Annotated in this window: 23 protein-coding genes and 1 tRNA gene; 18 read left to right on the plus strand and 6 right to left on the minus strand. The window is 68.6% G+C overall.

Going from position 1 to position 22,051, the window contains the following annotated elements:
• Positions 1 to 29 precede the first annotated feature (29 nt).
• The 9 genes from tmk to ACQPYK_RS01690 all read left to right on the plus strand — a co-directional run bounded on the left by tmk (position 30) and on the right by ACQPYK_RS01690 (position 10,104).
• A complete protein-coding gene (gene tmk / locus ACQPYK_RS01650) occupies positions 30 to 2,096 on the plus strand; it encodes a dTMP kinase (RefSeq protein WP_433249046.1) in 2,067 nt (688 codons plus the stop codon).
• A gap of 21 nt (positions 2,097 to 2,117) precedes the next feature.
• Positions 2,118 to 3,299, plus strand: coding sequence for a DNA polymerase III subunit delta' (locus tag ACQPYK_RS01655; protein ID WP_433249049.1), 1,182 nt, complete (start codon positions 2,118 to 2,120; stop codon positions 3,297 to 3,299).
• A gap of 66 nt (positions 3,300 to 3,365) precedes the next feature.
• Complete coding sequence (locus ACQPYK_RS01660) at positions 3,366 to 3,872, plus strand: SigE family RNA polymerase sigma factor (protein ID WP_433249052.1); 507 nt, start codon at positions 3,366 to 3,368, stop codon at positions 3,870 to 3,872.
• Entirely contained in the window at positions 3,869 to 5,542 is a 1,674-nt protein-coding gene (locus ACQPYK_RS01665) for a hypothetical protein (RefSeq protein ID WP_433249055.1), read from the plus strand. Before ACQPYK_RS01660 ends, ACQPYK_RS01665 begins: the two co-directional genes overlap by 4 nt.
• Positions 5,543 to 5,800: 258 nt before the next feature.
• Complete coding sequence (locus ACQPYK_RS01670; RefSeq protein WP_433249058.1) at positions 5,801 to 6,490, plus strand: hypothetical protein; 690 nt, start codon at positions 5,801 to 5,803, stop codon at positions 6,488 to 6,490.
• Positions 6,487 to 7,641 (plus strand): glycosyltransferase family 4 protein, encoded by a 1,155-nt coding sequence (locus ACQPYK_RS01675; protein ID WP_433249061.1) that lies wholly within the window; start codon positions 6,487 to 6,489, stop codon positions 7,639 to 7,641. Before ACQPYK_RS01670 ends, ACQPYK_RS01675 begins: the two co-directional genes overlap by 4 nt.
• 276 nt (positions 7,642 to 7,917) lie before the next feature.
• Entirely contained in the window at positions 7,918 to 8,430 is a 513-nt protein-coding gene (locus ACQPYK_RS01680; RefSeq protein WP_433258671.1) for a SigE family RNA polymerase sigma factor, read from the plus strand.
• Positions 8,427 to 9,086, plus strand: a complete 660-nt coding sequence (locus tag ACQPYK_RS01685) for a permease-like cell division protein FtsX (protein WP_433249066.1) — start codon at positions 8,427 to 8,429, stop codon at positions 9,084 to 9,086. The genes ACQPYK_RS01680 and ACQPYK_RS01685 overlap by 4 nt, the downstream gene beginning before the upstream one ends.
• Positions 9,087 to 9,252: 166 nt before the next feature.
• Positions 9,253 to 10,104 carry a PSP1 domain-containing protein gene (locus tag ACQPYK_RS01690; RefSeq protein ID WP_433249071.1) on the plus strand — a complete coding sequence of 284 codons (852 nt, stop codon included), beginning with the start codon at positions 9,253 to 9,255 and terminating at the stop codon, positions 10,102 to 10,104.
• A gap of 140 nt (positions 10,105 to 10,244) precedes the next feature.
• Here ACQPYK_RS01690 and ACQPYK_RS01695 read toward each other — a convergent pair whose 3' ends face one another.
• Positions 10,245 to 10,847: a TetR/AcrR family transcriptional regulator gene (locus ACQPYK_RS01695; protein WP_433249074.1), complete on the minus strand. Its 603-nt coding sequence runs from the start codon at positions 10,845 to 10,847 to the stop codon at positions 10,245 to 10,247.
• Positions 10,848 to 10,951: 104 nt separating this feature from the next.
• Between ACQPYK_RS01695 and ACQPYK_RS01700 the strand changes: the two genes are divergently transcribed.
• From ACQPYK_RS01700 to ACQPYK_RS01730, 7 genes are all read left to right on the plus strand, one after another.
• Positions 10,952 to 11,329 carry a DUF4267 domain-containing protein gene (locus tag ACQPYK_RS01700; RefSeq protein ID WP_433249077.1) on the plus strand — a complete coding sequence of 126 codons (378 nt, stop codon included), beginning with the start codon at positions 10,952 to 10,954 and terminating at the stop codon, positions 11,327 to 11,329.
• A 211-nt stretch (positions 11,330 to 11,540) separates the two neighbouring features.
• Positions 11,541 to 13,004, plus strand: a complete 1,464-nt coding sequence (locus tag ACQPYK_RS01705) for an alpha/beta hydrolase (protein ID WP_433249080.1) — start codon at positions 11,541 to 11,543, stop codon at positions 13,002 to 13,004.
• Positions 13,005 to 13,071: 67 nt separating this feature from the next.
• Positions 13,072 to 13,148: transfer RNA gene (locus tag ACQPYK_RS01710), tRNA-Thr, on the plus strand.
• A 339-nt stretch (positions 13,149 to 13,487) separates the two neighbouring features.
• Positions 13,488 to 14,837: an alpha/beta hydrolase gene (locus ACQPYK_RS01715; protein ID WP_433249083.1), complete on the plus strand. Its 1,350-nt coding sequence runs from the start codon at positions 13,488 to 13,490 to the stop codon at positions 14,835 to 14,837.
• A 316-nt stretch (positions 14,838 to 15,153) separates the two neighbouring features.
• The gene (locus tag ACQPYK_RS01720) at positions 15,154 to 15,483 is read left to right on the plus strand and encodes a transposase (RefSeq protein WP_433249086.1); all 330 of its coding nucleotides are present in this window, start codon (positions 15,154 to 15,156) and stop codon (positions 15,481 to 15,483) included.
• Complete coding sequence (locus tag ACQPYK_RS01725) at positions 15,480 to 15,677, plus strand: hypothetical protein (protein WP_433249089.1); 198 nt, start codon at positions 15,480 to 15,482, stop codon at positions 15,675 to 15,677. The genes ACQPYK_RS01720 and ACQPYK_RS01725 overlap by 4 nt, the downstream gene beginning before the upstream one ends.
• 911 nt (positions 15,678 to 16,588) lie before the next feature.
• Positions 16,589 to 16,741 (plus strand): hypothetical protein, encoded by a 153-nt coding sequence (locus tag ACQPYK_RS01730; RefSeq protein WP_433249092.1) that lies wholly within the window; start codon positions 16,589 to 16,591, stop codon positions 16,739 to 16,741.
• 230 nt (positions 16,742 to 16,971) lie between these two features.
• Here ACQPYK_RS01730 and ACQPYK_RS01735 read toward each other — a convergent pair whose 3' ends face one another.
• From ACQPYK_RS01735 to ACQPYK_RS01750, 4 genes are all read right to left on the minus strand, one after another.
• Positions 16,972 to 17,748, minus strand: a complete 777-nt coding sequence (locus tag ACQPYK_RS01735) for an alpha/beta fold hydrolase (protein WP_433249095.1) — start codon at positions 17,746 to 17,748, stop codon at positions 16,972 to 16,974.
• An 83-nt stretch (positions 17,749 to 17,831) separates the two neighbouring features.
• Positions 17,832 to 18,203: a DUF1801 domain-containing protein gene (locus tag ACQPYK_RS01740; protein WP_433249098.1), complete on the minus strand. Its 372-nt coding sequence runs from the start codon at positions 18,201 to 18,203 to the stop codon at positions 17,832 to 17,834.
• 80 nt (positions 18,204 to 18,283) lie between these two features.
• The gene (locus tag ACQPYK_RS01745) at positions 18,284 to 18,949 is read right to left on the minus strand and encodes a DUF998 domain-containing protein (RefSeq protein ID WP_433249101.1); all 666 of its coding nucleotides are present in this window, start codon (positions 18,947 to 18,949) and stop codon (positions 18,284 to 18,286) included.
• A gap of 108 nt (positions 18,950 to 19,057) precedes the next feature.
• A complete protein-coding gene (locus ACQPYK_RS01750; protein ID WP_433249103.1) occupies positions 19,058 to 19,603 on the minus strand; it encodes a dihydrofolate reductase family protein in 546 nt (181 codons plus the stop codon).
• Between the two features lie 165 nt (positions 19,604 to 19,768).
• Between ACQPYK_RS01750 and ACQPYK_RS01755 the strand changes: the two genes are divergently transcribed.
• Positions 19,769 to 20,248, plus strand: coding sequence for a helix-turn-helix domain-containing protein (locus ACQPYK_RS01755; protein WP_433249106.1), 480 nt, complete (start codon positions 19,769 to 19,771; stop codon positions 20,246 to 20,248).
• Positions 20,249 to 20,443: 195 nt separating this feature from the next.
• On the opposite strand, the gene ACQPYK_RS01760 is transcribed toward ACQPYK_RS01755, so the two are convergent.
• On the minus strand, positions 20,444 to 21,355 hold the full coding sequence (locus tag ACQPYK_RS01760; protein ID WP_433249109.1) for a LysR family transcriptional regulator: 912 nt from the start codon (positions 21,353 to 21,355) through the stop codon (positions 20,444 to 20,446).
• 82 nt (positions 21,356 to 21,437) lie between these two features.
• On the opposite strand from ACQPYK_RS01760, the gene ACQPYK_RS01765 reads away from it, so the two are divergent.
• Complete coding sequence (locus ACQPYK_RS01765) at positions 21,438 to 21,977, plus strand: dihydrofolate reductase family protein (RefSeq protein WP_433249112.1); 540 nt, start codon at positions 21,438 to 21,440, stop codon at positions 21,975 to 21,977.
• Positions 21,978 to 22,051: the final 74 nt, after the last annotated feature.

The raw sequence follows: 22,051 nt of genomic DNA on the forward strand, positions 1-22,051 counted from the left end.
CCCAGCGAGCACCTGGATACGCTGACATTATGACCACCCCTGGCCGGAACACCGCGCGCCGCAAGCCCCCCCATGTGCTGGCCAATGCCCCGTTCCGCAAGTTGTGGACGGCCATGTCGGTGTGCAGCCTCGGAGACTGGCTGAACATCATCGCGCTGACCGCGCTCGCCGGAAACCTCACCAGCGGATCGGGTTACAAGACCCAGAGCCTGGCCATCGGCGGCGTCTTCGTCGCGAAGATGCTTCCGGCCATCCTGCTGGGCCCCCTCGCGGGCGCGTTCGCCGACCGGTTCGACCGCCGGCTGACGATGTTCTTCTGCGACCTGCTGCGTTTCGCGCTGGTCCTGTCGATCCCGCTGATCGGCAGCTACCAGTGGGTGATCATCGCCACGTTCCTGGTCGAGTGCGTCAACCTCTTCTGGGTCCCGGCCAAGGACGCCACGGTGCCCAACCTGGTGCCCAAGGAGCGGCTGGAGGAGGCCAACCAGCTCAACCTGCTGGTCACGTACGGCACCGCCCCGGTGGCCGCGCTGCTGTTCGCGGTGCTGTCGATCGCCGACGACGCCCTGAGTAACTTCATCCCGTTCCTCGCCACCCGCGACACCTACCTGGCGCTGTTCATCAACGCTCTCGCGTACCTGGTGTCGGCCGCCATCATCTTCACGCTCAAGGACATCTCGACGACCAGCGCGACGACCACCGCGATCTCCACCCCCTCCGTGTTGCGGCAGATCGTCGAGGGCTGGCGCTTCGTCGGCGCGAACCGGCTGATCCGTGGCCTGGTCATCGGCATGCTCGGCGCGTTCGCCGCCGGCGGCGCGGTGGTCGGCGTGGCCAAGATCTACGTGGGGGCGCTGGGAGGCGGCGACGCGGCCTACGGCGTGGTGTTCGGGGCGGTCTTCGTCGGCATGGCCTTCGGCATGTTCTTCGGGCCCAGGCTGATGCGGGAGTTGTCGCGGCGCCGGCTGTTCGGGTTGTCGATCATCCTGGCCGGGCTGGTGCTCGCCGCGATCGCGCTCGTCCACAACCTGGTGATCGTCGTCATGCTCACCGTGGTGCTCGGGGCGTGCGCCGGGATCGCCTGGATCATCGGCTATACCATGATCGGGCTGGAGGTGGAAGACAGCCTGCGCGGCCGTACGTTCTCCTTCCTGCAGTCGCTCGCCCGGGTCACCTTGCTGCTGGTGGTCGCTGTCGCGCCGACGCTGGCCGGCCTGTTCGGCAAGAACGAGATCAAGGTCCGCGGGGAGACGGTCTACCAGTTCGACGGATCGAACCTGGTGCTGCTGGTCGGCGGGCTGCTCGCGATGATCGTCGGCTTCCTCGCGCTGCGGCACATGGACGACCGCAGGGGCGTCTCGATCGTCGCCGACCTGATCGCGGCGGTGCGCGGCGAGCGATTCGCGCCCGAGGAGCCCGAGCAGCCGCGTGGGATGTTCATCGCGTTCGAGGGCGGCGAGGGGTCGGGTAAGACCACCCAGTCCAGGCTGCTCGCGATCTGGCTGCGGGACCAGGGCTTCGACGTCGTGCAGACTCGGGAGCCCGGCTCGACCAAGGTGGGCATGCGGCTGCGCGCGATCCTGCTGGACGCGGTGCACCAGGGGCTGTCGGCGCGTTCGGAGGCGCTGCTGTACGCGGCCGACCGGGCCGAGCACGTGGAGAAGGTCATCCGCCCGGCGCTCTACCGGGGATCGATGGTGATCTCCGACCGCTATGTGGATTCCTCGCTCGCCTACCAGGGCGCCGGCCGGGCCCTGGAACCGGCCGACGTGGCAAAGATCAACGACTGGGCCACCGGCGCGCTCGTGCCCGACCTGACCGTGCTCATCGACACCCCGCCGTCGGTCGGCCTGACCCGGCTGGGCGGGGCGGCCGACCGGATCGAGTCCGAGCCGCTGGAGTTCCACGAGCGGGTGCGCCGCGAGTTCCGTTCGCTGGCCGCCGCCGCCCCGGAGCGCTACCTGGTCGTCGACGGGACCCTCACCCAGGAGCAGATCTCCCTGCTCATCCATGACCGGGTCCGCGAGGTGCTGCCCGACCCGGTGCCGCAGGAGTCGGAGGACGCCACCGGGACCATCCCCGTCATCCGCGACTGACACCGGCGGTAGGTTGAGGGCGTGGGAGTCTTCGATGACCTTGTGGGGCAGGAACGGGCGGCCGTAACGCTCCGCCGGGCCGCGGCGGCCGGCGCCGAGCTCCTGGCCGGCGGGCGCGGGGCCGGGATGACCCACTCGTGGCTGTTCACCGGACCGCCCGGTTCCGGCAGGGAGGAGGCCGCGCGGGCGTTCGCCGCCGCGCTGTTCTGCCCGGACCAGGGGTGCGGTCACTGCGACATGTGCCATCAGGTGGCGATCGGCTCCCATCCCGACCTGGAGATCGTCCGGCCGCAGGGACTCTCCTACGGCATCAAGGACACCCGCCAGCTCATCCTCCGTGCGGCCGGGGCACCGACCCTGGGCCGCTGGCGCATCGTGCTGTTCGAAGACGCCGACCGCGCCACCGAGGGGGCCTCCAACGCGCTGCTCAAGGCGATCGAGGAGCCGCCGCCGAGGACCGTCTGGCTGCTCTGCGCGCCCTCCCCGGACGACATGATGATCACCATCAGGTCCCGCTGCCGTCTGGTCACGCTGGTCACGCCACCCGCCGCCGCGGTCGCCCACGTGCTGGCCACCCGGGAGAACGTGCCCCTGGCGATGGCGGAGTTCGCCGCCAGGGCCGCCCAGGGGCACATCGAACGGGCCCGCAGGCTGGCGCTGGACGAGGAAGCGCGCAAGCGCCGCGACGCGGTGCTGTCCATCCCCCGGGCGCTCACCGGGGTGGGAGAGTGCGTGACGGCCGCCGAGCGGCTGGTGAAGACCGCCGAGGAGGAGGCCGCCGCGGTCACCTCGGTGCTGAACGAGTCGGAGATCTCCGAGCTGCGCAAGATCTACGGCGAGGGGTCCTCCGGCAAGGGCCTCAACAGAGGCCTCATCCGGGGCGGGGCCGGGGCGCTGAAGGATCTGGAGGACCGGCAGAAGTCCCGGGCCACCCGTACCAAGCGCGACGTCATCGACGCGGCGCTGCTCGACCTGGTGGCGTTCTACCGCGATGTGCTGGCCATGCAGTTCGGCGCGCCGGTGGAGCTGGCCAACGAGGACCGCCGGGCCGATCTGGAAGGCCTGGCCCGCTCCTCCACCCCGGAGGACACCCTGCTCAGGATCGACGCGATCATGCGCTGTCGTGAGCGGCTGGCCGCCAACGTCAACCCGCAGATGGCCGTCGAGGCGATGACTCTCTCGCTGCGGCAGCCCCGGCTCTGATCCGGCCGGTGTCCGCGAGCAACCGGGAGACGGTTTCCGCGTCTCCTGATCATGCAGGCCGAAACAATGGACCTAGGGAGACCGGAGCCCGCTGAGACGATCAGCGGGCTCTACGCCGAGCACGCGCTCGGGCTGACCCGGCTGGCCCTGGTCATGATCGGGGATCGTGAGTCCGCCGAAGACGTGGTGCAGGAGGCCTTCCTCGGCCTTCACCGCCGCTTCGGCCGGCTGAGGGACCCGGACAAAGCACTCGTCTACCTGCGTAGTGCCGTGCTGAACAACGCGCGCAGCGTGCTGCGGCGCAGACGGCTGCCCTCGTGGTTCGCCGGGACCTACGCGCCGCCCGTCTGGTCGGCCGAGTCCGAGGTGATGCTCGGTGACGAGCGCCGGGCCGTAATGGAGGCCCTCCAGCGGTTGCCGGGGCGCCGCCGCGAGGTGCTGCTGCTGCGCTTCTACGCCGAACTGTCGGAGGAGGAGACCGCCCAGGCGATGGGGGTCAGCCGCGGCACCGTCAAATCCACCACCCATCGGGCGCTGGAAGCGCTCGGCCGTCTGCTGGAGGAGCATCGGTGAACGAGACCGTCGAACGACTGCGGGACGCGGCCGGAGCCGTCGGAGAGACCGTTCGTGACGTCCCCGCCTTCCGGCCGCGGGCACGCCGTACGAGAAGGCCGTGGGTCGTGCCGTTGGTGGCCGCGGCCGCGGTGACCGGAGTGATCGCCGGAGGAGTCGTGGCCGTCCGGGGAGGTGAGGGGGAGAGCGTCGCCGGGCCGGCGACGGCGCAGGCGGCCCCGGAGTATTTCGCCATGACCGGTGGTGACGGGATCACCTTTCACCGGTCGGACACCGGCCGGACGACCGGCGCTCTTCCCGGGCGGGATCCGGGCAGGCGCTTCTCGCTGGTGGACTCCGCGCGGGGCGCGTTCTACACCACGGTCACGCTGGGCGCCTGCGAGACGCTGTTCCTGCGGGTGACGCTCGGCCGGGCGGGGGAGGTCGTACGGACCGACACGCTGCCGGTCACCGTGCCGGACGGCACCACGCCCACGTCGCTCGCGGCCAGCGCGGACGGCACCACGCTGGCCTACGGCCTGCGGACGTGCCGGCCCTCGGCCTCTGTCACCGGGCGGCTCGGGGTGACCGACCTGACCACCGGGAAGAGCCGGACGTTCGTCTCCGCCTCCAACAGCGATGTCACGAACGTGTCGATCACCGCGGACGGCCGGACGGTCGCCTTCCAGCGCGGTCCAGCGCTGCCCGACCCGGACGAGACCTCTACGGTCACGGCCACCCGCTTCCCCGACCCGGTGCCTTCGGCCGCGCCGCCCTCTGGTCCCGAGGTCTTCCCGACCGTGCCGCTTCCCGATTCGGTGCCTCCTTCGGCCGCGCCGCCTTCTGATTCCGAGGTCTTCCCGACCGTGCCGTTTCCCGATTCGGTGCCTCGTTCGGCCGCGCCGCCGTCCGACCCCGAGGCCCTGCCGACCACGCCGGATTCTCGGACGACTCCCGCGGATCCGAAACCGGTGAAGCCGCCGACGCCCACGCGGACCGTGATGGTCACGCCGACGCCGGGCCTCCCGGACCGGACGGCAGCCGTTCCCCCGGGCAGAACAGAGCCCACCGTCTCCGCGGCTCCCACGGGGCCTGTCACCGTCTCCGCGATTCCCACGGAGCCTGCCACGGTCTCCGCGGCTCCCACGGAGCCTGCCACCCCGAGTCCGTCGGAGACCGCGACGGTCACGCCGACGCCGGACCTGTCTGTGCCCACGAGCCTCGTCTCCACGTCCGTGCCGGAGCCGGCTCGCGAGGCCGGGCCCGGTTCGCCCGAGGTGTGGGTGCTCGACATCCAGGCGGCCGGTGAGGATCTGGACGGCGCGAGGAAGGTCGAGCTCAAGATCGCTGCGGGCACGCCCGCGGGGCTGCACGGGGTGCGGATCGGCGCGGACGGCCGGTCGTTCGTCGCCGCGCCGGGCCGGATCATCGAGGAGAACGCCGGCGAGCGGATCACGACCGTGGCGGGGGCCACCACGATCGCGCTGTTCGACGCCGGAGACGGCCGGCAGACGGGCGTGCTCTACCGGGACGACCGGGGCGATCTGCGGCTCGTCGACGGGGACGCCTCCGGCGAGCACCTCATCGTCCAGCGAGGGTCGGAGTTCGGAGCGGTCGCCTCGGGCCGGTACCGGGCGCTCACCGGCTTCACAGCGCCGGGAGGCCCGGGGAATTCGGAAATCGGCTGGTGAGAAGTGAGGGCCGTTGTCACCAAGCGGCCCTCATCCACCTTTTTCCCTGCGAACGGAACCATTCCCCGCTAACGCCACTCAAAGGATCAGTGCGGATCGTTGGAATTCACAGCGAATTTCTACGCATTCGTTACCAAACAACCTAAACAGTGTCCTGCTCTACGGGGATGAGCAGCGAAGACCGGGGGACTCTTGGTGAGTATCGGAATGCGTCACGGGGTGATGGCGCCGGGGGCCAGGCGAGCTGTCACCAGTCGCGTGAACTGCGATGACATGTTGGAGGTCGAGTGGCCGGAGCCGGTCGACGGGGAGATCGTCCTGCGGCACGTGGAGACCGGAGAGGAGCGCGCGGGTGTCGACCTCGCCGGACTGCGTCCCGGCATCTGGATGGCATCGCACCGGGGCGAGCCCCTCGCCACCGACGACCCGGGGTTCTCGCTGGATGAGCTGCTCGTCTACGCCGAGACGCCCCGCGATCGGGAGATCCGGGCATACCGGACACCGATCGGCACCCTCGCCCTGACTGTCCGTGAGGTCGCGCCGTACGTCGAGGTGACCGCCGTCGTCTCCGACGACGGCGCGATCGAGGTCGAGGGTCTGATCGCGTACGGCGAGGCGATCGAGGGGACTGCCAGGCTCGTGGCCGTGGCCAGGAAGGGGCCGAAGCCGGTCAGCGGGCCGGGGCTTTTCAAGGGACGGCGCTTCGAAGGGTTCCTCCAGATCGCGCCGATGGCCGAGACCCAGGTGCGGCGGCGGGTCTTCTGGGATCTGCACGTGGAGGTCGCCGGGGTACGGCTGCCGCTGGCGGCCCGCCTCGACGACATCACCGACAAGAAGACCCGGGTGCGCTTTCCCGCCCAGCACGTGGGGCAGGTGAGAGTGCGGCCGTACTACACCGACACCGACAGCCTCGCCATCGCGCTCACGGTCGAGGAGGAGGGTTCGTGAAGATCTCTTTCCTGATCCTCAACGCCTACGGCATGGGCGGCACGATCCGGGCCACCTTCGACCTCGCCACCGAGCTGGCCGAACGGTACGACGTCGAGGTGATCAGCGTCTTCCAGCACGTCGACCAGCCCTTCCTGCCCCTGGGATCCAAGGTCCGGCTGCGTTCGCTGGTGGACCTGAGGGAGGGGGCCAGGGTCCGCTGGCCGTACACGAGGAGGGCGGAGCGGCTGAGCAAGCAGGAGAGCGCGCTGATCCACCCCGAGGAGCGCGCCTACGCCTCCTTCACCGCGTGGAGCGACGACGTGCTCAAGCGCGAGCTGCAGCGGCTGCGCACCGACGTGCTGGTCACCACCCGGGCCGGACTGAACATCATGGCCGCCCGATTCGCTCGCAGACGAGTCGTCACGATCGCCCAGGAGCACCTGCACTTCGAGGCCCACCAGCCCGGCATCTTCGAGGAGATCCGGCAGTGGTACCCGAAGCTGGACGCGATCGTCACCCTCACCGAGGCCGACGAGCAGGACTATCGGGACATGCTCGACCGGGCGCCGACGCGGGTGTTCACCATCGGCAACGGGCTGGCCGGAGGGCCGCGTCCCCGCTCCAGGCAGGACAACAGGATCGTGCTGGCCGCCGGCCGGTTGGTGCCGGTCAAGGGCTACGACCGGCTGCTGAAGGCCTTCGCCCAGGTGGTCCGGGAGCGCCCGGACTGGAAGCTGCGGATCTACGGCGAGGGCCGGGTAGGCGACAAGCTGGTCAAACTGGCCGTCAAACTGCGGCTGCACAACAACGTGACGTTCATGGGACCCACCGGCGACATCGAGGGCGAACTCGCCAAGGCCTCGATCCACGCGGTCAGCTCCCGGTTCGAGGGCTTCGGCATGACCATCATCGAGGCGTTCGCGTGTGGAGTTCCGGTGGTCAGCTTCGACTGCCCCCGAGGGCCCCGCGAGATCATCACTCCCGGTCATGACGGGCTGCTGATCCCGCCCGACGACGTGGACGCCCTGGCCCAGGGGCTGCTCAAGATGATCGACGACGAGGAGGGGCGCCGCCGGATGGCCGGCAACGCCCTTGAGACGGCGAGGAGCTACGACATCTCCATGATCGCGAACCGATGGGAGAAGTCCTTCGCCGAACTGGTGCGCTGAGGCCGGCCCGGACCATCCGGCGAGTCGACGTCATGGCGGACGAGGGTCACCGTCATGGTGGACGATGAGCGGCGCCGATGGTCCGGGCGTGTCGCGCACCGGTCCGGGCGGGCGGGCTCGACCGGTGACACAGCCCGGTGGGCCGGGCCGATGGAGAGAACCGGTGGGCCGGGCCGAGCAGCAGACGGCCCGGCCCGGCGTCTCTGTGATGTGACCGTGTCATTCTCCGGGACGACCCCGGACCCCGAGATCGAACTGCTCTCCCACGGGGAGCCCCTGGCCAGAGACCGCATCGGTGCCGGAGACCCTGTCGACGTCGCGGAGCTGTTCGCCGAGCATCATCTCGGGCTGGTGCGGCTGGCCCTGCTCATGGTGGGCGACCAGGCCACCGCCGAGGACGTCGTGCAGGAGGCGTTCGCCCGCACCCACGCGGGACGGCGCCGCCTGCGCGACCCTGGGCGCGCGCTGACCTACATCCGCTCGGCGGTGCTCAACGGCGCCCGCTCCGTGCTGCGCCGCCGCGCGGTGGCGTTCCGGTGGGCCGTGCCGTACGAGCCGCCCGTCTGGTCGGCCGAGCACGCGGCACTGCTCGGCGAGGAGCGCCGCGAGGTGCTGGTGGCGCTGCGCGGGCTGCCCAGGCGGCAGCGGGAGGCGCTGACGCTGCGCTACTACTTCGATCTGTCCGACCTGGAGATCGCCGAGACCATGGGGATCGGTGCCAGCACGGCCCGGTCGACGATCGCGCGCGGGCTGGCCGCTCTCGCCCGAGTGCTGGGGGACCAATCATGACCGCCACGGAGAACCGCCTGCGCGAGGCCCTGTCCGCCGCCGCAGGGATCGCCGTCGAGATCCGCCCGCTGACCGCCCCGGCCCGCCGCGGGCCTCGGCCTTCTCCCCGGATCGTGGCCGTCGCCCTGGCCGTCGCCGCGATCGCCTTCGGAGTCGTACGGCTCACCGCTCCCTCCCCGGAACTACAGGGGGAGAGCATCGTCGCCATGTCCGTGAGCGCTGTGGAGCCGTCCGGGAGACCCCGGGTCTCGGTTTTCTTCTGCAAGCACGGTGACCCCTGGCCGAGTTGCGCGGGCGAGGGGATCACCGAGACCGAGCGGGAGAACCTCCGGCGGGCGCTGCAGGCACGACCCGAAGTGGAGAGCCTCACCTTCGAGGACCGGCAGCAGGCCTGGGAGGACTTTCAGCGGCAGTACAAGGACGACGACCCCGAGCTTGCACGGGCCATAGTCCCTGAGGACCTGCCGGAGTCGTTCCGGGTCCGGATCAAGCCGGATGCGGACCCCGCGGCCGTGGCCCGGGCCGCGAGCGAGCTGCCCGGTGTCTCCACCAGCGTCGACCAGGCCTGCGCCCTCGACCGCAGCTCTCCATGGGGGTACATCGTGAATTTTCTGGGGCTGGGCGAACAGTGCTTCTTCAAGGGCAAGGGACGGTGAGTCCTCGCGAGCAAAGAGTGGTGACCCGTGCCGGCTGAAAGGCAGTCAAAGGGGTATGGCTCACCTCCTCGCGTGCGCCCACCGCGCCGAAGGCCCACAGAACGATCTCGGCGCGTAGGGTGGCGTGGTGGGCGCTTAGCCGTACCCCCAGCAGCTTTGGAGCCACATGAGCATGATCATGGCCGTGAGCTTCACCCGCTACGGCAGGCTGTACTACCTCGATCCGGGGGAGCACAGTCCCAAGGTCGGAGACAAGGTGCTCGTGCCCACCGACGCCGGGCCGGAGGTGGCCGAGTGCGTGTGGGCGCCGCAGTGGAGCAGTGAGGAGATCGGCGGCCTTCCGGTGTGCGCGGGCATCGCGGATGAGGAGCACCTGGCGCGCGACGAGGGCAACAAACGGCGGCGCGCCGAGGTGCGGAGCGTCTCCAAACGCCTGATCAAACGGCACGAGCTGCCCATGAAGGTCGTCGGCGTCGACTACATCGACTCCGACAACGTCTACGCCGTCTACTTCTCGGCCCCCCAGCGCGTCGACTTCCGCGCCCTCGTCCGCGATTTGGCCCGCAACCTGCGCGCCCGGGTGGAGCTGCGCCAGATCGGCCCCCGCGACGAGGCCCGCCTCCAGGGCGGCATCGGTCCCTGCGGGCGCGACCTGTGCTGCGCGACCTTCCTCAAGGACTTCGAGCCGGTCTCCGTGCGGATGGCCAAGGACCAGGACCTGCCGGTCAACCCGCTGCGCATCGCGGGGGCGTGCGGGCGGCTGATGTGCTGCCTCAAATACGAGCACCCGCTCTACGTCAAAGCCAACGGCACGATGCCCCGCGTCGGCCTGAAGGTGGACACCCCCGAGGGGCCCGGAACCGTGGTGGGGCGCAACGTCCCCTCGGACTCGGTGACGGTCCGGCTCGACGAGGGCGGCCGGCGCTGCGCCTGCCCCTCCGCCTCGGTGTGCTCGCCGCGCAGGCAGCACGACGCGATGTACGGCGAGGCGGACGCCGAGGGCGCCCCGCAGGAGTGAGCCGGGACCGGGTTCACCCGTCGCGGACGGACGCCCGGTGAGCATCCGCGATCACCCTTCCTCGCGGCCCTTCAGGAGATCTTCCGGTGGTCGCCGGGTCGCCGGGTCGCCGGGTTTACGGTGCCGGCCGGTCGCCGGGTCTACGGTGCCGGCGGCCGCTCGGGCGGGGTGGTGAGCTGATCGATCAGCGTCGTCAGGCACCGCTCGTGGTGGTCACCGGGAAGCCTGCCCGCGCAGGTGAGCGTCACCAGACCGTGAAGGGCGCTCCAGGCGACTTCCGCGAAGACACCGCAGTCACGGCCGTCGGCGAACGTGGACATCGTCTCGTGGAACTGGCGGAAGGCGGCCTGGAGCGGGGCGGGTGTGTCGGGGCGGCCGAACGGCAGATCGACGGCGAGGGTGAACATGGCGACGTACAGCGCGGGGTGCGCGCGGCCGAAGTCGGCGTAGGCCCTGGCGAGGGCGACGAGTTCCTGCCGTGGGGTGTCCGCCGTCGCGCGTGCCTGGCTCAGCTCGGCGGCGAGTTCGTCGAAGCCTTCGAGGGCCGCGGCCGCCACGATGGCGTTCTTGCCCGCGAAGTGGCTGTAGAGGACGGGCTGGCTGTATTCGATCCGTTCGGCGAGGCGACGCGTCGTCACCGCGTCCCATCCTTCGGTCTCGGCCAGCTCGCGGGCGGTCGTGATGATCAGCTGATGGCGCCGCGCCCGCTCACGCTCTCGGCGCTTCTGCGTCTGTAGGGACATTCCCTGATGCTAGCATCGCTAGACAATCAAGCAGCACTATTGCTAGTGTCGCTTGTATAGCTAGCAATGCTCGTTAACGGCCTTCGCGGCCAAGGGGGACAGTCATGTCTTTGATCTCCGTTGCCTATGTGCTCTCCGCGCTGATCGGCGTCGGCATCATCTTCGTCGGCCTGCGGTTCATGTTCGCGCCGGTGGCGAGCGCGGAGGGTTTCGGCGTCGCCGCACCGGCGGAGGGCGGATCGGGCGCCTACTTCGCCGTCAAGGGCATTCGTGACATCGCCTCAGGACTGATCATCTTCGCCCTGCTGGCGCTGGGGCAGCACGACGCCCTGGGCTGGATGATGCTGGCGGCGACCGTCATTCCCGTCGGGGACGCGGTCATCGTGCTGAAGTGGAGAGGCCCGCGGAGTCTCGCGTACGGCATGCACGGGGCGACGGCCGCCGTCATGGCGGCGATCGCCGCCTGCCTCCTGCTTGCCTGAGGGCCGCTTGTCCCCTCTTAGGCGAAGGCGCCGGAGGTGAGGCCGTGGCCGTACGGAAAAAGATAACAACGGTGTCGTTTCGTGATCCGATCCGTCCGAGTCGGTGGAAGCCGGTGAAACGATTGATTCGTCCCGCCTGAGGTCTTTGCGGCGTGGACGTAGGATGCCCCCGGTATGCGACCGCCCGCCGCTCCTTTCCGAAAGGCATAGCGTGAGATTTCGCCGTACGGCTGCCGCCCTCGCGGCGCTGGCTCTCACCGCCTCAGCCTGCACCGACGCCGATGTCAGCCGACCGGAAACCGCGCTCGACTGGAAGAGCTGTGGCGATGGGTTCGAGTGCGCGAAGCTGGGGGTCCCCCTCGATCACGACAAGCCCGACGGCGAGCGGATCCAGATCGGCGTGATCCGGCTTCCCGCCTCGGGTGACCGGATCGGCTCGATCCTCGTGAATCCGGGTGGCCCGGGCGGTTCGGGGATCGAATACGCGCGCAGCGCCCGCTCGGTGCTGAGCGAGGCCGTCCGAACCCGTTTCGACGTGGTGGGATTCGACCCACGCGGGGTCGGTGAATCCTCGCCCGTCCGATGCCTGTCGCCGAGCGATCTGGACGCCTACATCGGTCTCGACGGCTCGCCCGACTCACCCGCCGAGGTCATCGCGTTGGAAGAGGGTTCGCATCGGTTCGCCGCCGGGTGCCAGGCCCGTTCGGCAAAGCTCCTGCCCCACGTCGGCACCGCCGACGCGGCACGGGACATGGACCTGCTGCGCGCCGCGCTGGGAGACGAAGGCCTCACCTACCTCGGCAAGTCCTACGGCACGCAACTCGGCGCGGTCTACGCCGACCTCTTCCCCGGTCGTGTGCGCGCCCTCGTCCTGGACGGCGCGGTGGATCCCTCCCTCTCCCCGCTGGAGCTGAACGCCGCCCAGGCCCACGGCTTCGAGGTCGCCCTCGACGCGTTCCTCGAAGACTGCTTCGCCGCCCAGGACTGCCCCTTCGACGGTTCGGTGAAGGCGGCCCGAGAGAAGATCACGGCACTGCTCCAGCGGGCCGACCGGGAACCCCTGGCCAATAACACCGGTGACGGCCGGCAGGTCGACGAGGCCCTGACCACCCTCGGGCTGCTCACCCCGCTCTACGACCGGCAGGCGTGGCCGGTCCTGCGCCAGGCGCTCAGCGGAGCGTTGAAGGGTGACGGGACCACGCTCCTGCGCATGGCCGACGTGCTGATCGACCGCCACGACGACGGCACCTACTCCAACCAGACCGAGGCCAACATGGCCGTCAACTGCATCGACGGCCGTTTCCCCCGCGCCTCCTCCGCCTTCGCCGAGGCGGCTCGCAAGGCCGCGACCGACGCGCCGCTGTTCGGTACCTCCGTCATGTGGTCGTCGCTGCCCTGCGCCTACTGGCCGGTCAAGGGAGAGCCGCAGGAAAAGATCGACGCGCCTGGCGCCGCCCCCATCATGGTCGTCGGCACCGAACGTGACCCGGCCACGCCGTACGAATGGGCCGAAGCCCTGGCCGACCAGCTCTCCTCGGGTGTTCTCGTCGGCTTCGACGGCGACGGCCACACGGCCTACCTGACCGGTTCCACATGCGTCGACCATCTGGTCGACGACTATCTGATCAACCTCGCCGTTCCCAAGGACGGAACCCACTGTCCCAAGATCGGTTGATTCGGGGGCGCGGAGACCACCCGGAAGCCTGTAGACTGCCGTAGGCCATGTGGAACACGCATGGCACGCCGCCTTAGCTCAGTCGGCCAGAGCACTTCACTCGTAATGAAGGGGTCTGGGGTTCGATTCCCCAAGGCGGCTCCAGCTCAGAGGCCCTCACCGGGTTCCGGTGGGGGCCTCTGCGTGTCTATCTACGTGACTACGGCTCCCCGCAATCTTGTTGGACTGTTGAGCGGCAGTGGGGGATGACTCTTCGGGCTAGTCCGCTGATCTTTCTGTTAGGACTTCAAAGAGCCGTATCCGATGAACTATGATCCGTTCGGCCGATGCGGCAGGCCCGAAAGGCCGATGGCGGGGGCTGGCGAGCTGGGGACGATCTAGATCATGAAATGGACACCCCTCATCACGGGCTTGGCGCTGATCGCGGTAGCGGTCCCCGCGGCACCTGCCGCTGCGATTGGCCAAGCGACCCAAGTAGCAAGTGTGACCAGTACAGACACGATCGACTGGCGAGCCTGCGGGAAGGAACCCGGGGCCGAGTGCGGCACCCTCGCCGTGCCGGTGGACTGGGCGAAGCCGGACGGGCCTCAGATCTCGCTGAACATGACGCGACGCAAGGCCACCGGACAACGGATCGGGATGCTGTTCTACAACCCGGGCGGACCAGGGACGGGCGCGGCCGATCTGGTGAGGGATTGGGCGCCGTACTACTTCTCCAAGGAGTTGCGCGAGCGGTTCGACATTGTCGGGATCGATCCGCGCGGGGTCGGTGGCAGCGAGCAGATCCAATGCGGGAAGGCGGTGCATGATCCGGCTGTCACGCAGTTCCCTGGGACGCGGTGGGAGTATGACCACCTCGTCGCGCACAACCGGGCCGTGGGCGTGAGTTGCGGGCCGTTGATCCGTCATATGGACACCGGGAGTGTGGCGCGAGACTTCGACGCGGTGCGGGCCGCGCTGGGCGAAGAGCAGATCAGCTACCTGGGACGGTCCTACGGGAGCATGCTGGGGACCGAGTACGCGTGGCGGTTCCCCGACCGGGTACGGGCGATGGCTCTGGATGGGATCGTCGATCACGGGATGAGCTCACGCCAGATGGTGCGGGATGCCGCGGCGGCGGTGGAGGACGGGTTCAGCAGGTTCGACGGGTGGTGCGAGCGGACGAAGGAATGTGAGCTGCACGGTCGGTCCGTACCGCGGGTGTGGGATGCGCTGGTGCGCAAGGCGGAGGAGACGCCGATCCCGGTGACCGGCGGGCGTCCGCTGACGGCGGACGAACTGCGCTACGTCGCGTACGCGATGCTCACGATGGCCCCCGACTTCAACGGCGGTCTGGCCCGGGGCATCGTTCAGGCGGAGCAGGGCGATGCGGTGGTCTTCGGGCAGATGCGGGCTGAGGCGCTGGACAACCCTGCGACGACCTCGGCCTACCGGGCGGTCCTCTGCCAGGACATCAACCCTGAAATCAACGGATTCTCGCAGCTCAGGGCCTGGGCTCGGGACGTCACGCGGAGGGCTCCGCACATGCGCGGGACATCGGAGTTCTGGGACATGACGACCGGATGTCTGGGATGGCCCGTCCAGCCGTCCAATCCGCAGCGGCCGGTGCACATCACCCAGGCGCCGCCCGTTCTGCTGGTCGGGAACACGCATGATCCCGCAACGCCGCTCGTCTGGGCCAAGAGCCTGGCCAGGGGCATCAAGGGGTCACAGGTGCTGACCTATGACGGCGATGGGCACACCTCATACCTGCGTAACGCCTGCGCGACCGGGAGCATCGACCGTTACCTGATCTCCGGGACGCTCCCCGTGCCCGGCACGGTCTGCCGCTGAACCCGGTGAGGGCTCCGCTATTCAGTCGCAGCGTCCAACCTGCGGGTAGCCGGTACCCTGGTGGCGGCCGATGAGAGCGGCCCGCCGCAGTGGACGCTGAACAGCTTGACCGCCGCCGCCCGCGTGGCAGACATCGACGTCCACCGCTCTCAGGTGCGCCGGATCCTGGTCACCGAACATGTGCGCTGGCGGCGCACCCGCTCGTGGACCACCTCCACCGAGCCGATGACTTCGCCCCAAAAGGGCCGAAGTCATCGGCTTCTCCACCCATCCGCCGCCCGGCACCACGGTGATCTGTGCCGACGAGTTGAGGCCGGTGACCTCGCGCACCTTCCCGCCTGCCCCGGGCTGGTCGCCCGGCGGGCACCGCATCAAAGCGCCGCTGACCTACTTCCGTGGTACCGACAAGACCTGGGTGTACGGCGGCTTGCGTATCCGCGATGGGGTCGAGTTCACTTTCTGTGCGCCCTCGCGTGACAGTGACGGTTGGATCCAGTTGCTTCAGCGGATCGCCGCGGCCAACCGGCGCGGGCTGATCGTCGTCACTGACAACCTGTCCAGCCATTTCAGCCGGCGGGTCCGCCAGTGGCTGCCGCGTCATCCACGGATCCGTCAGGTGTTCTCCCGGTCAAGGCGTGCTGGTTGAACCTGGCCGAGGGCTGGTGGCGGCTGCTGCGCAAGGCGGCGTTCGCCGGGCAGACCTTCGCCGACGCCACCGAGATCGCCTACGCGGTCGCCCTCGCCGCCGCGCAGCTCAACGCCCTCGCCCAGCCTTGGGTCTGGGGGCGGCCACCACCTCAACCCCGGGTCCTGCGCCGCACGTTCGTCTACCGGCTATGAGGAACGAAGCACTAGGAGCACGGGGCGGACTATGTCGTTACAGACGTGCTCCAGGCGATGGAGGAGATCCTTCTTGCGGACCGATGATCTGTCCAGAGGTCAAGGCGGGGAGAGCCGCGATCTTGCTAACGCGGATGCTAACGACAGGTCTGGACGGACCTGGACGACCATGGACCGAGGGACCCTGTAGAGTCCGCCTCACCAGGCCGAGAAGACAGCGGTGGACGGTCCTGGACGGTCGTGATCTAACTCGTAATGAAGGGGTCTGGGGTTCGATTCCCCAAGGCGGCTCCAGCTCAGAGGCCCTCTCGGATGATCCGGGAGGGCCTCTTGCATGCCGTACAGCAGTGAAATACAGCAACGGGGTCAGCCGTGAGGGGAGCTCGTGGGCGAGTGGTACGCAGTCCGATGGGGTGCTTGGTCGGTACGGGTCCCTTGCTCGCCGGCTCATGGAGTTTGAGCCACTTGTCGTGGGTTTCCTCGCGGGTCTTGCCATAGGCCCACTTACGGGTCTTCTTGCCCTGTGGGGTGACGACCCAGCGACTGGGCCTACGGCTGCCAGCTGGTGGATGAGGGCTTCGCTCAACTACCCGGCCTGGCCTCGCCGCCCCGAATCTTCATCCCGATAGTGCTCACCGACACCGGCGCGAAACTGTCGAAATCGCTGATCCGCGATGGGAAGATCCCACCACCGCCCGGCACCCATCCCTGGATGCTGGACGTCACCGCCTGAGAAGGCGACATCGACTCCTATGTCGATGCCATGGTCTGGCTGGTCGGCAAGATGATCGCCGACCCCAAGCGCTTCTACCGCAGCTACACCACACAGGAACTGGGCCGGATCATGACCGCAGGCTCCGCCGCGACCACAGGTGTGCGCGCCCGCGAGATGAACCTCTACCGCCGAGGAAATGCTCGACACCAAGGGCCCCGCCAACGTCAACCCCGACAGCCCCCGCGAGCAGCAACTGGCCAACATCCGCCGCATCTACGGCTCCGAGAAGGAAGCCCTCGGCGTCCTGGCCATCGAGATCGAACTCCTCGAGCCACCTACCAGTCGCTGACACAGCCGACCGCGTGTGTCCGGACCTGTGCGACGGAACGGGAACGTACGCCAATCCTGTACTCCGCCCCGCGCTCTACCGCTGTAGTTGACCTGTGAGAACGGGCTTAGCGTACGTTTTCGTTCCGCTGCGCTTCGACCCCCGCTCCCGCCCGATCCTCCGACCAGACGGGATCGCGTCGAACCCATTCGGCTGTCTTGTGAACAACCCTAGACAGGGATGGGGCCGAATTAGGAGAAGAACTCGGCCAGCACTGGAGCGATGGCCGCTGGTTGGACGTCGTGGGTCTGTCCGGGGAGCACTGTGTGGCGGGCTTGGGGAAGTGCCTGGGTGAGCGCCTTGGCGGCTTGGGTCATCCACGGGGTCGTGCCGCCATCGAGGACGAGTGTCGGCATGGTGAGCTCGGGCAGTCCCGCAGGCATCGAAAAGTCGCCGGTGATAATCGAGTCATAGACCAGGGTGTGCGCGATGCGTTCCATGCCGGGCCACATGGGCAGATCGTGCATGGGAGTGACGAACTCGGCGGGCATGCCGACGGCGTCGATCATGAAGGAGTCGAGCATCTCGCCGCGGCGGCCCTCGGCCAGGAGCTTCTCCAGGTTCTGCCGGTAGTCGGCGCGGACCGGCGGCCGGCTGCCCTCGAGGATGAACGGTGCTTCCCAGAGGGCGAGTCGGCCGATGTCGGCGCCCCATGCGGCGGCCTGCAGGGCGAGGACGGCGCCGCCGGACGAGCCGTAGACCCCGGCGTTCCCGCCCGCCGCCGTGATGAGCGCCTGTAGGTCCTCGTACTCGCGCTCGGGTGCGTAGGGCGCGGTGTCGCCGCTGTCGCCGCGGCCGCGCCGGTCATAGTTGAAGACGGTGAAGTCCTTGGCGAGGAGTTCGGCGATCCCAGCCAGGGCCCAGCGGTCGGTCGGCCCTGCGGCCATCATGATGACCGCGGGGCCGCTGCCGGAGCGGTCGTAGGCGATCTCGGTGCCGTCCTTGGAGATGACGGTCTGCAGGCTCATGTTCGATTTCCTTAGGGTTGAGTGAAGTGGATTACTCGGCACGGTCGTATGTCAGAGCACGCCTGTGGCGCGGGCGTCCTGGGTCAGCTTCCGGTGCTCGCTTCCACAGCTCGTGCCTGACGCAGCCAGTCGGTGAACAGGCCGGCGTCGATGTCGGCGAGGGAGCGGAGCTTGATCCCGGCCATCTCCCGGGCGCCGGCATCAAGTCGGCCGGAGGGGTCGGACAGCATTTGGCCCTTCCAGAAGCCGAAGGTCACGTAGGAGGGGTAGGCCTTGACGTAACAGACCGGGGATTTGCCGGGTTTTTCTCCCGCGCTCCACACCGGGTGTCCCTGGTAGAGGGCACCGGTTCCCGGGAGGGCCGCCTCGATGATCGGCAGGAGTTCGTCGGTGATCCGCTGCTGAGGCTCGGGCAGGGCGTTGAGGTAGTCCTGCACGGAGTCGAACTTGGCCATAGGTATCAGTCCTTTCCCTGAGAGGTCGTGCGTCTCAGGGGCCATGGGGGACACACCGTCATAGAGGTCGCCTGGGGCGGCTACTGTCCCACCGGTGGCTCAGTGATCAGCTGGATGGCCGTCACGCTGAGCCATACCAGGCCCAGGGCGGCGCCTGCGGTGAAGGCCATGACGGTGGCGGAGGAGCCCGCGAAACCGGCGAGGACGCCTACGGGCACGAGGCGGGAGAGTACGGCCCAGCCGCGCCGCCCCTGGGCGGCGAAGTGGCGGGCCAGGACGACGAAGGCGGTGCACAGGGCCAGGAAGCCGATCGCGGCGCTGAGCAGGTGGACAGCGCCGGTCGTGCTGAGTGCGGCGGCCGGGCCTGCGGGGGCGCCGGCGGGGAATCCCGCGCCGGGATCGGCGTTGAACATCGCGTTGGCCAGGAACGAGATGCCGAACACGGCGACCAGACGCGGGGCCCAGGTGCCGCCGGGCCTGCCGTGCAGGGTGCGCCGGATGCCGATGGCGCCGACGATGGCCAGCGCCCCGGTGAGCAGGAAACTGGTCATCTGGATCCAGCCCAGGTCGCCGAGGCTGAGCTGGCTGATGGCATTGCGCGTGAAGTCGAAGCCGTCACGGGTCAGCCCCTGGATCAGTCCCGCGCCAAGGAACAGCGGCCCTGCTGCGATGCCGCCGACCAGCAGGAGCCGAGCAGTTGGACGCGTCGCGGGTGGGGGACGAGTGCCGGTGATCGTGTGGGTCACGGGAGCGCCTTCCTCGTTCAGGCCTGTCGCTCCTGCGAGCAAGCCTGCTGCGCCAATCGCCGTAAATCATGCGATAGGTGCTTCATGGATATGTCGGGCATAAAGCCGTCAGGCGGGCTGGTAGGTCAGGTCCAGCACGCCGGTGGTGAAGGTGGCGGCGCGGGCGAGCTTGAGGGGCACCTGGCCGAGGCCTTCGGGGAAGAGCCGTTGCCCGGTGCCCAGCACGATCGGATGCACCAGCAGCCGTAGTTCGTCGATGAGCCCGGCTTGCAGCAGGCCGCGAATCAGGCTGATGCTGCCGGAGATGGTGATGTTTCCGCCCGGCTGCTGCTTGAGTTGCCTGAGCGCGGCGGCGATGTCACCGTCGATGACGGTCGAGTTGTGCCAGTCGGCCTTGTCCAGGGTGGTGGAGACGACCAGCTTGCTCATGCTGTTGATCTGGTCGGCCAGCTCGCCGCTCTGGTGCGGCCAGACCGCGGCGAAGGACTCGTAGGTCGCCCGCCCCAATAGCAGGATGTCCGCCTCGGCATGTATCTCTCCGATCGCTGCGGTCAGCTCCTCGTTCAGGTACGGGAAGTGCCACGTCTCTGGCGCCTCCACCACACCGTCCAGCGACATGAACAGTCCAGCCACGATCTTGCGGGTAGCGATCATATGAGCACTCCTCATCGGGATCCCCGTCCCAGGCTCTGGCTGGTCACCGGGGAGATGTCTCTACGATCCTGCTCCGAAGCGGGGTGGATCAACGCACGATCGCACTGCGATCGTTTAGTTGAGCTCAATGAAGGAGAGGCGGTCCTGGAGCGACATGAGGTCCCGGTGTTCCTGGCGCTCGCGGAGCAGCTTCATTTCAGGCGTACGGCGGAGCACGTGGGGATCACCACCGGGCGCATCAGCCAGACCACCGAGAAGTTGGAACGACTATCGGCGCACCACTGTTCGAACGCACCAGCCGCCAAGTCCGCCGAACACCCGGCAACTGGCCGACGACCTGACCCGCTGGTCGCCGGCGTGGAGGATGCGGTACGCCGGGCCGTCGACGCCGGACGCGGGATCACCGGCGACCCGCACGTCGGTTCCCTGGGCGCCATCAATGGCACCGGGGTCTTCTCCCAGAAGCTGTCATGCGGGGTAACCACCTGGGGCACCGCCGGTTATCTCCAAGGCTCCTACACCTACGTCATGGGCAGCCGCGACGGTAAGCACTCGGTCGCCATCAACGTCAACGGCGACTGGAACAACGCGATCGGCAACGTCATCGGCGTCATCGAGGCCAGGTTCTGCCCGCCTGCCAAGTAAACCGCACACGCCCATGCCACGCCCGGCAGCCGGCTGGGCGCGGCATGGGCGGTGCCATGGCGATCGCGGTAGCCGGCCGATGGCCCGATCCGTGTCGTGGGTGTCCGGGTCGTCACCGTCCCGAACGCCGGTCACAACATCATGCTCGACAACCCGCTGGCGTTCTCTGAACACCTGGCCTGGCTGTCGCCTCCGTCAGGCTCGTCCGCTCCGGCCCGCAGGTGGGTGGATCTCGCGGATGATCTGGATGAACGTGCGAACGCGGTCGTTCTCCTCGCCTGCCCGCCACAACAGCCCGTACTCGATGGGCGGGGCGTCGCTGAAAGGCACGAAGGCCACACCTGGCCTGGTGTAGTAGCGGACGCCGCGGGCGGCGACGACCGAGACGCCCTTGCCGACGCTGATGTGGGAGAACACTTCCTGCCAGTAGGTGATGGGGGGTCCGTGTGGAATGGCCCGGCCCGATGGGGTCAGGCGCGGGTAATGGTAGTCCAGCCAGTAGCCGGGGATGTTCCCTGTCATCGGCAGCAGGACGGTGTCGGCGAGGTCCTCCAGCGAGACCGTCTCCCGCCCGGCGAAGGGATGGCCGGCGGGCACCATGAGCGCGCGGGGTTCGGAGAAGATGACAGGGCCGAGGGCGATGTCGGGCTCGTCGATGGGAAACTCGGTGAGCTGGAGGTCGAGCTTGCCGCTGCGGAGCGGCCCGAGCGGGTCGCCCAGCGGCACCTCCTGGATGTGAACCTCGCAGTCGGGGTGACGGACTCGGAAGAGGTCGGCTGCCTGGACGACGAGATCGCCCGACCACCCAGCGGAGAAGCCGACGCCCAGCGTGCCGGTGATGCCGCGGGCGGCGGTGACGGCCTGCTCGAGCCCGGCGCCGATCTGCTCGTAGGCCGGGAGCAGGGTGTCGCGCAGCTGCTGTCCCAGAGCGGTGAGCCGTACCTCGCGGCTGGTGCGTTCGAACAGCAACGCGCCGACCTGGCGCTCTAGTTTTTTGATGGTCTGGCTGATCCGGCCGGTGGTCACGTGCAGGCGTTCGGCGGTGCGCCCGAAGTGCAGCTCCTCGGCCAGGGTGAGGAAGGCCTCCAGTTCAAGCCGTTCGAGCACAAGCCCCTCCGTTGAGCCCAATTAAAGGTGCGTTTCATTATGTCCCGTTGTTCAGACTTGCGTGTTGTTGCAGACTGAAGGGATGAGCAAGATCGTCGCGGTGGTTCGTATCTCCATGGACGGGGTCCTGGAGGAGTTCACGCCGTTCTGGGACGAAGAGGAGGACAAGTTCCAGCGCGGTCAGTTGTTCGCCAGCCGGGCGCTGCTGCTGGGGCGCAAGACCTACGACGCCATGTCGAAGGTGTGGCGGGCGATGACGCATGAGGACGACTTCGCCGCCCGGATGAACTCGATTCCCAAGTACGTGGCTTCCACGACCTTGAGCGACGCGGGCTGGAGCAGCGTCGTGATCAAAGGCGACGTCGCCGAACAGGTTGCCAAGCTCAAGCGGGAGCCCGGCAGGGACCTGCTGGTGTACGGCAGCGCAGCCCTGGTCAACCACCTGATCGAGCACGGCCTCCTGGACGAGCTCAAGCTGCTGCTGCGCCCCGTTGTGGTGGGCGCGGGCCGACAGCTGTTCCCGAGCGGCGTGGCCATCACGACCTGGGCGCTCGCCGGAACCACCGTCTTCAGCTCCGGCGCCGTCGTCCTGGACTACCGCCCGGTCGGCTTCGGGGGATAAACACGACCGTGGCGCCCGCGCTAGCTCAGCGGGAGTCACGATCCTGCGCGTCTACCACCCATTCGACTCCAGGT

The sequence above is a fragment of the Streptosporangium sp. CA-135522 genome (assembly GCF_050949235.1).
GTDB lineage: Bacteria > Actinomycetota > Actinomycetes > Streptosporangiales > Streptosporangiaceae > Streptosporangium.

Excerpts from the sequence above, each read along its gene's own strand:
- ACQPYK_RS01740 (WP_433249098.1), bottom strand. The coding sequence starts at position 18,203 with ATGGCCAAGTTCGACTCCGTGCAGGACTACCTCAACGCCCTGCCCGAG.
- ACQPYK_RS01660 (WP_433249052.1), top strand. The coding sequence starts at position 3,366 with ATGGACCTAGGGAGACCGGAGCCCGCTGAGACGATCAGCGGGCTCTAC.
- ACQPYK_RS01690 (WP_433249071.1), top strand. The coding sequence starts at position 9,253 with ATGAGCATGATCATGGCCGTGAGCTTCACCCGCTACGGCAGGCTGTAC.
- ACQPYK_RS01695 (WP_433249074.1), bottom strand. The coding sequence starts at position 10,847 with ATGTCCCTACAGACGCAGAAGCGCCGAGAGCGTGAGCGGGCGCGGCGC.
- ACQPYK_RS01765 (WP_433249112.1), top strand. The coding sequence starts at position 21,438 with ATGAGCAAGATCGTCGCGGTGGTTCGTATCTCCATGGACGGGGTCCTG.
- ACQPYK_RS01685 (WP_433249066.1), top strand. The coding sequence starts at position 8,427 with ATGACCGCCACGGAGAACCGCCTGCGCGAGGCCCTGTCCGCCGCCGCA.
- ACQPYK_RS01735 (WP_433249095.1), bottom strand. The coding sequence starts at position 17,748 with ATGAGCCTGCAGACCGTCATCTCCAAGGACGGCACCGAGATCGCCTAC.
- ACQPYK_RS01730 (WP_433249092.1), top strand. The coding sequence starts at position 16,589 with ATGCTCGACACCAAGGGCCCCGCCAACGTCAACCCCGACAGCCCCCGC.
- ACQPYK_RS01750 (WP_433249103.1), bottom strand. The coding sequence starts at position 19,603 with ATGATCGCTACCCGCAAGATCGTGGCTGGACTGTTCATGTCGCTGGAC.
- tmk (WP_433249046.1), top strand. The coding sequence starts at position 30 with ATGACCACCCCTGGCCGGAACACCGCGCGCCGCAAGCCCCCCCATGTG.
- ACQPYK_RS01700 (WP_433249077.1), top strand. The coding sequence starts at position 10,952 with ATGTCTTTGATCTCCGTTGCCTATGTGCTCTCCGCGCTGATCGGCGTC.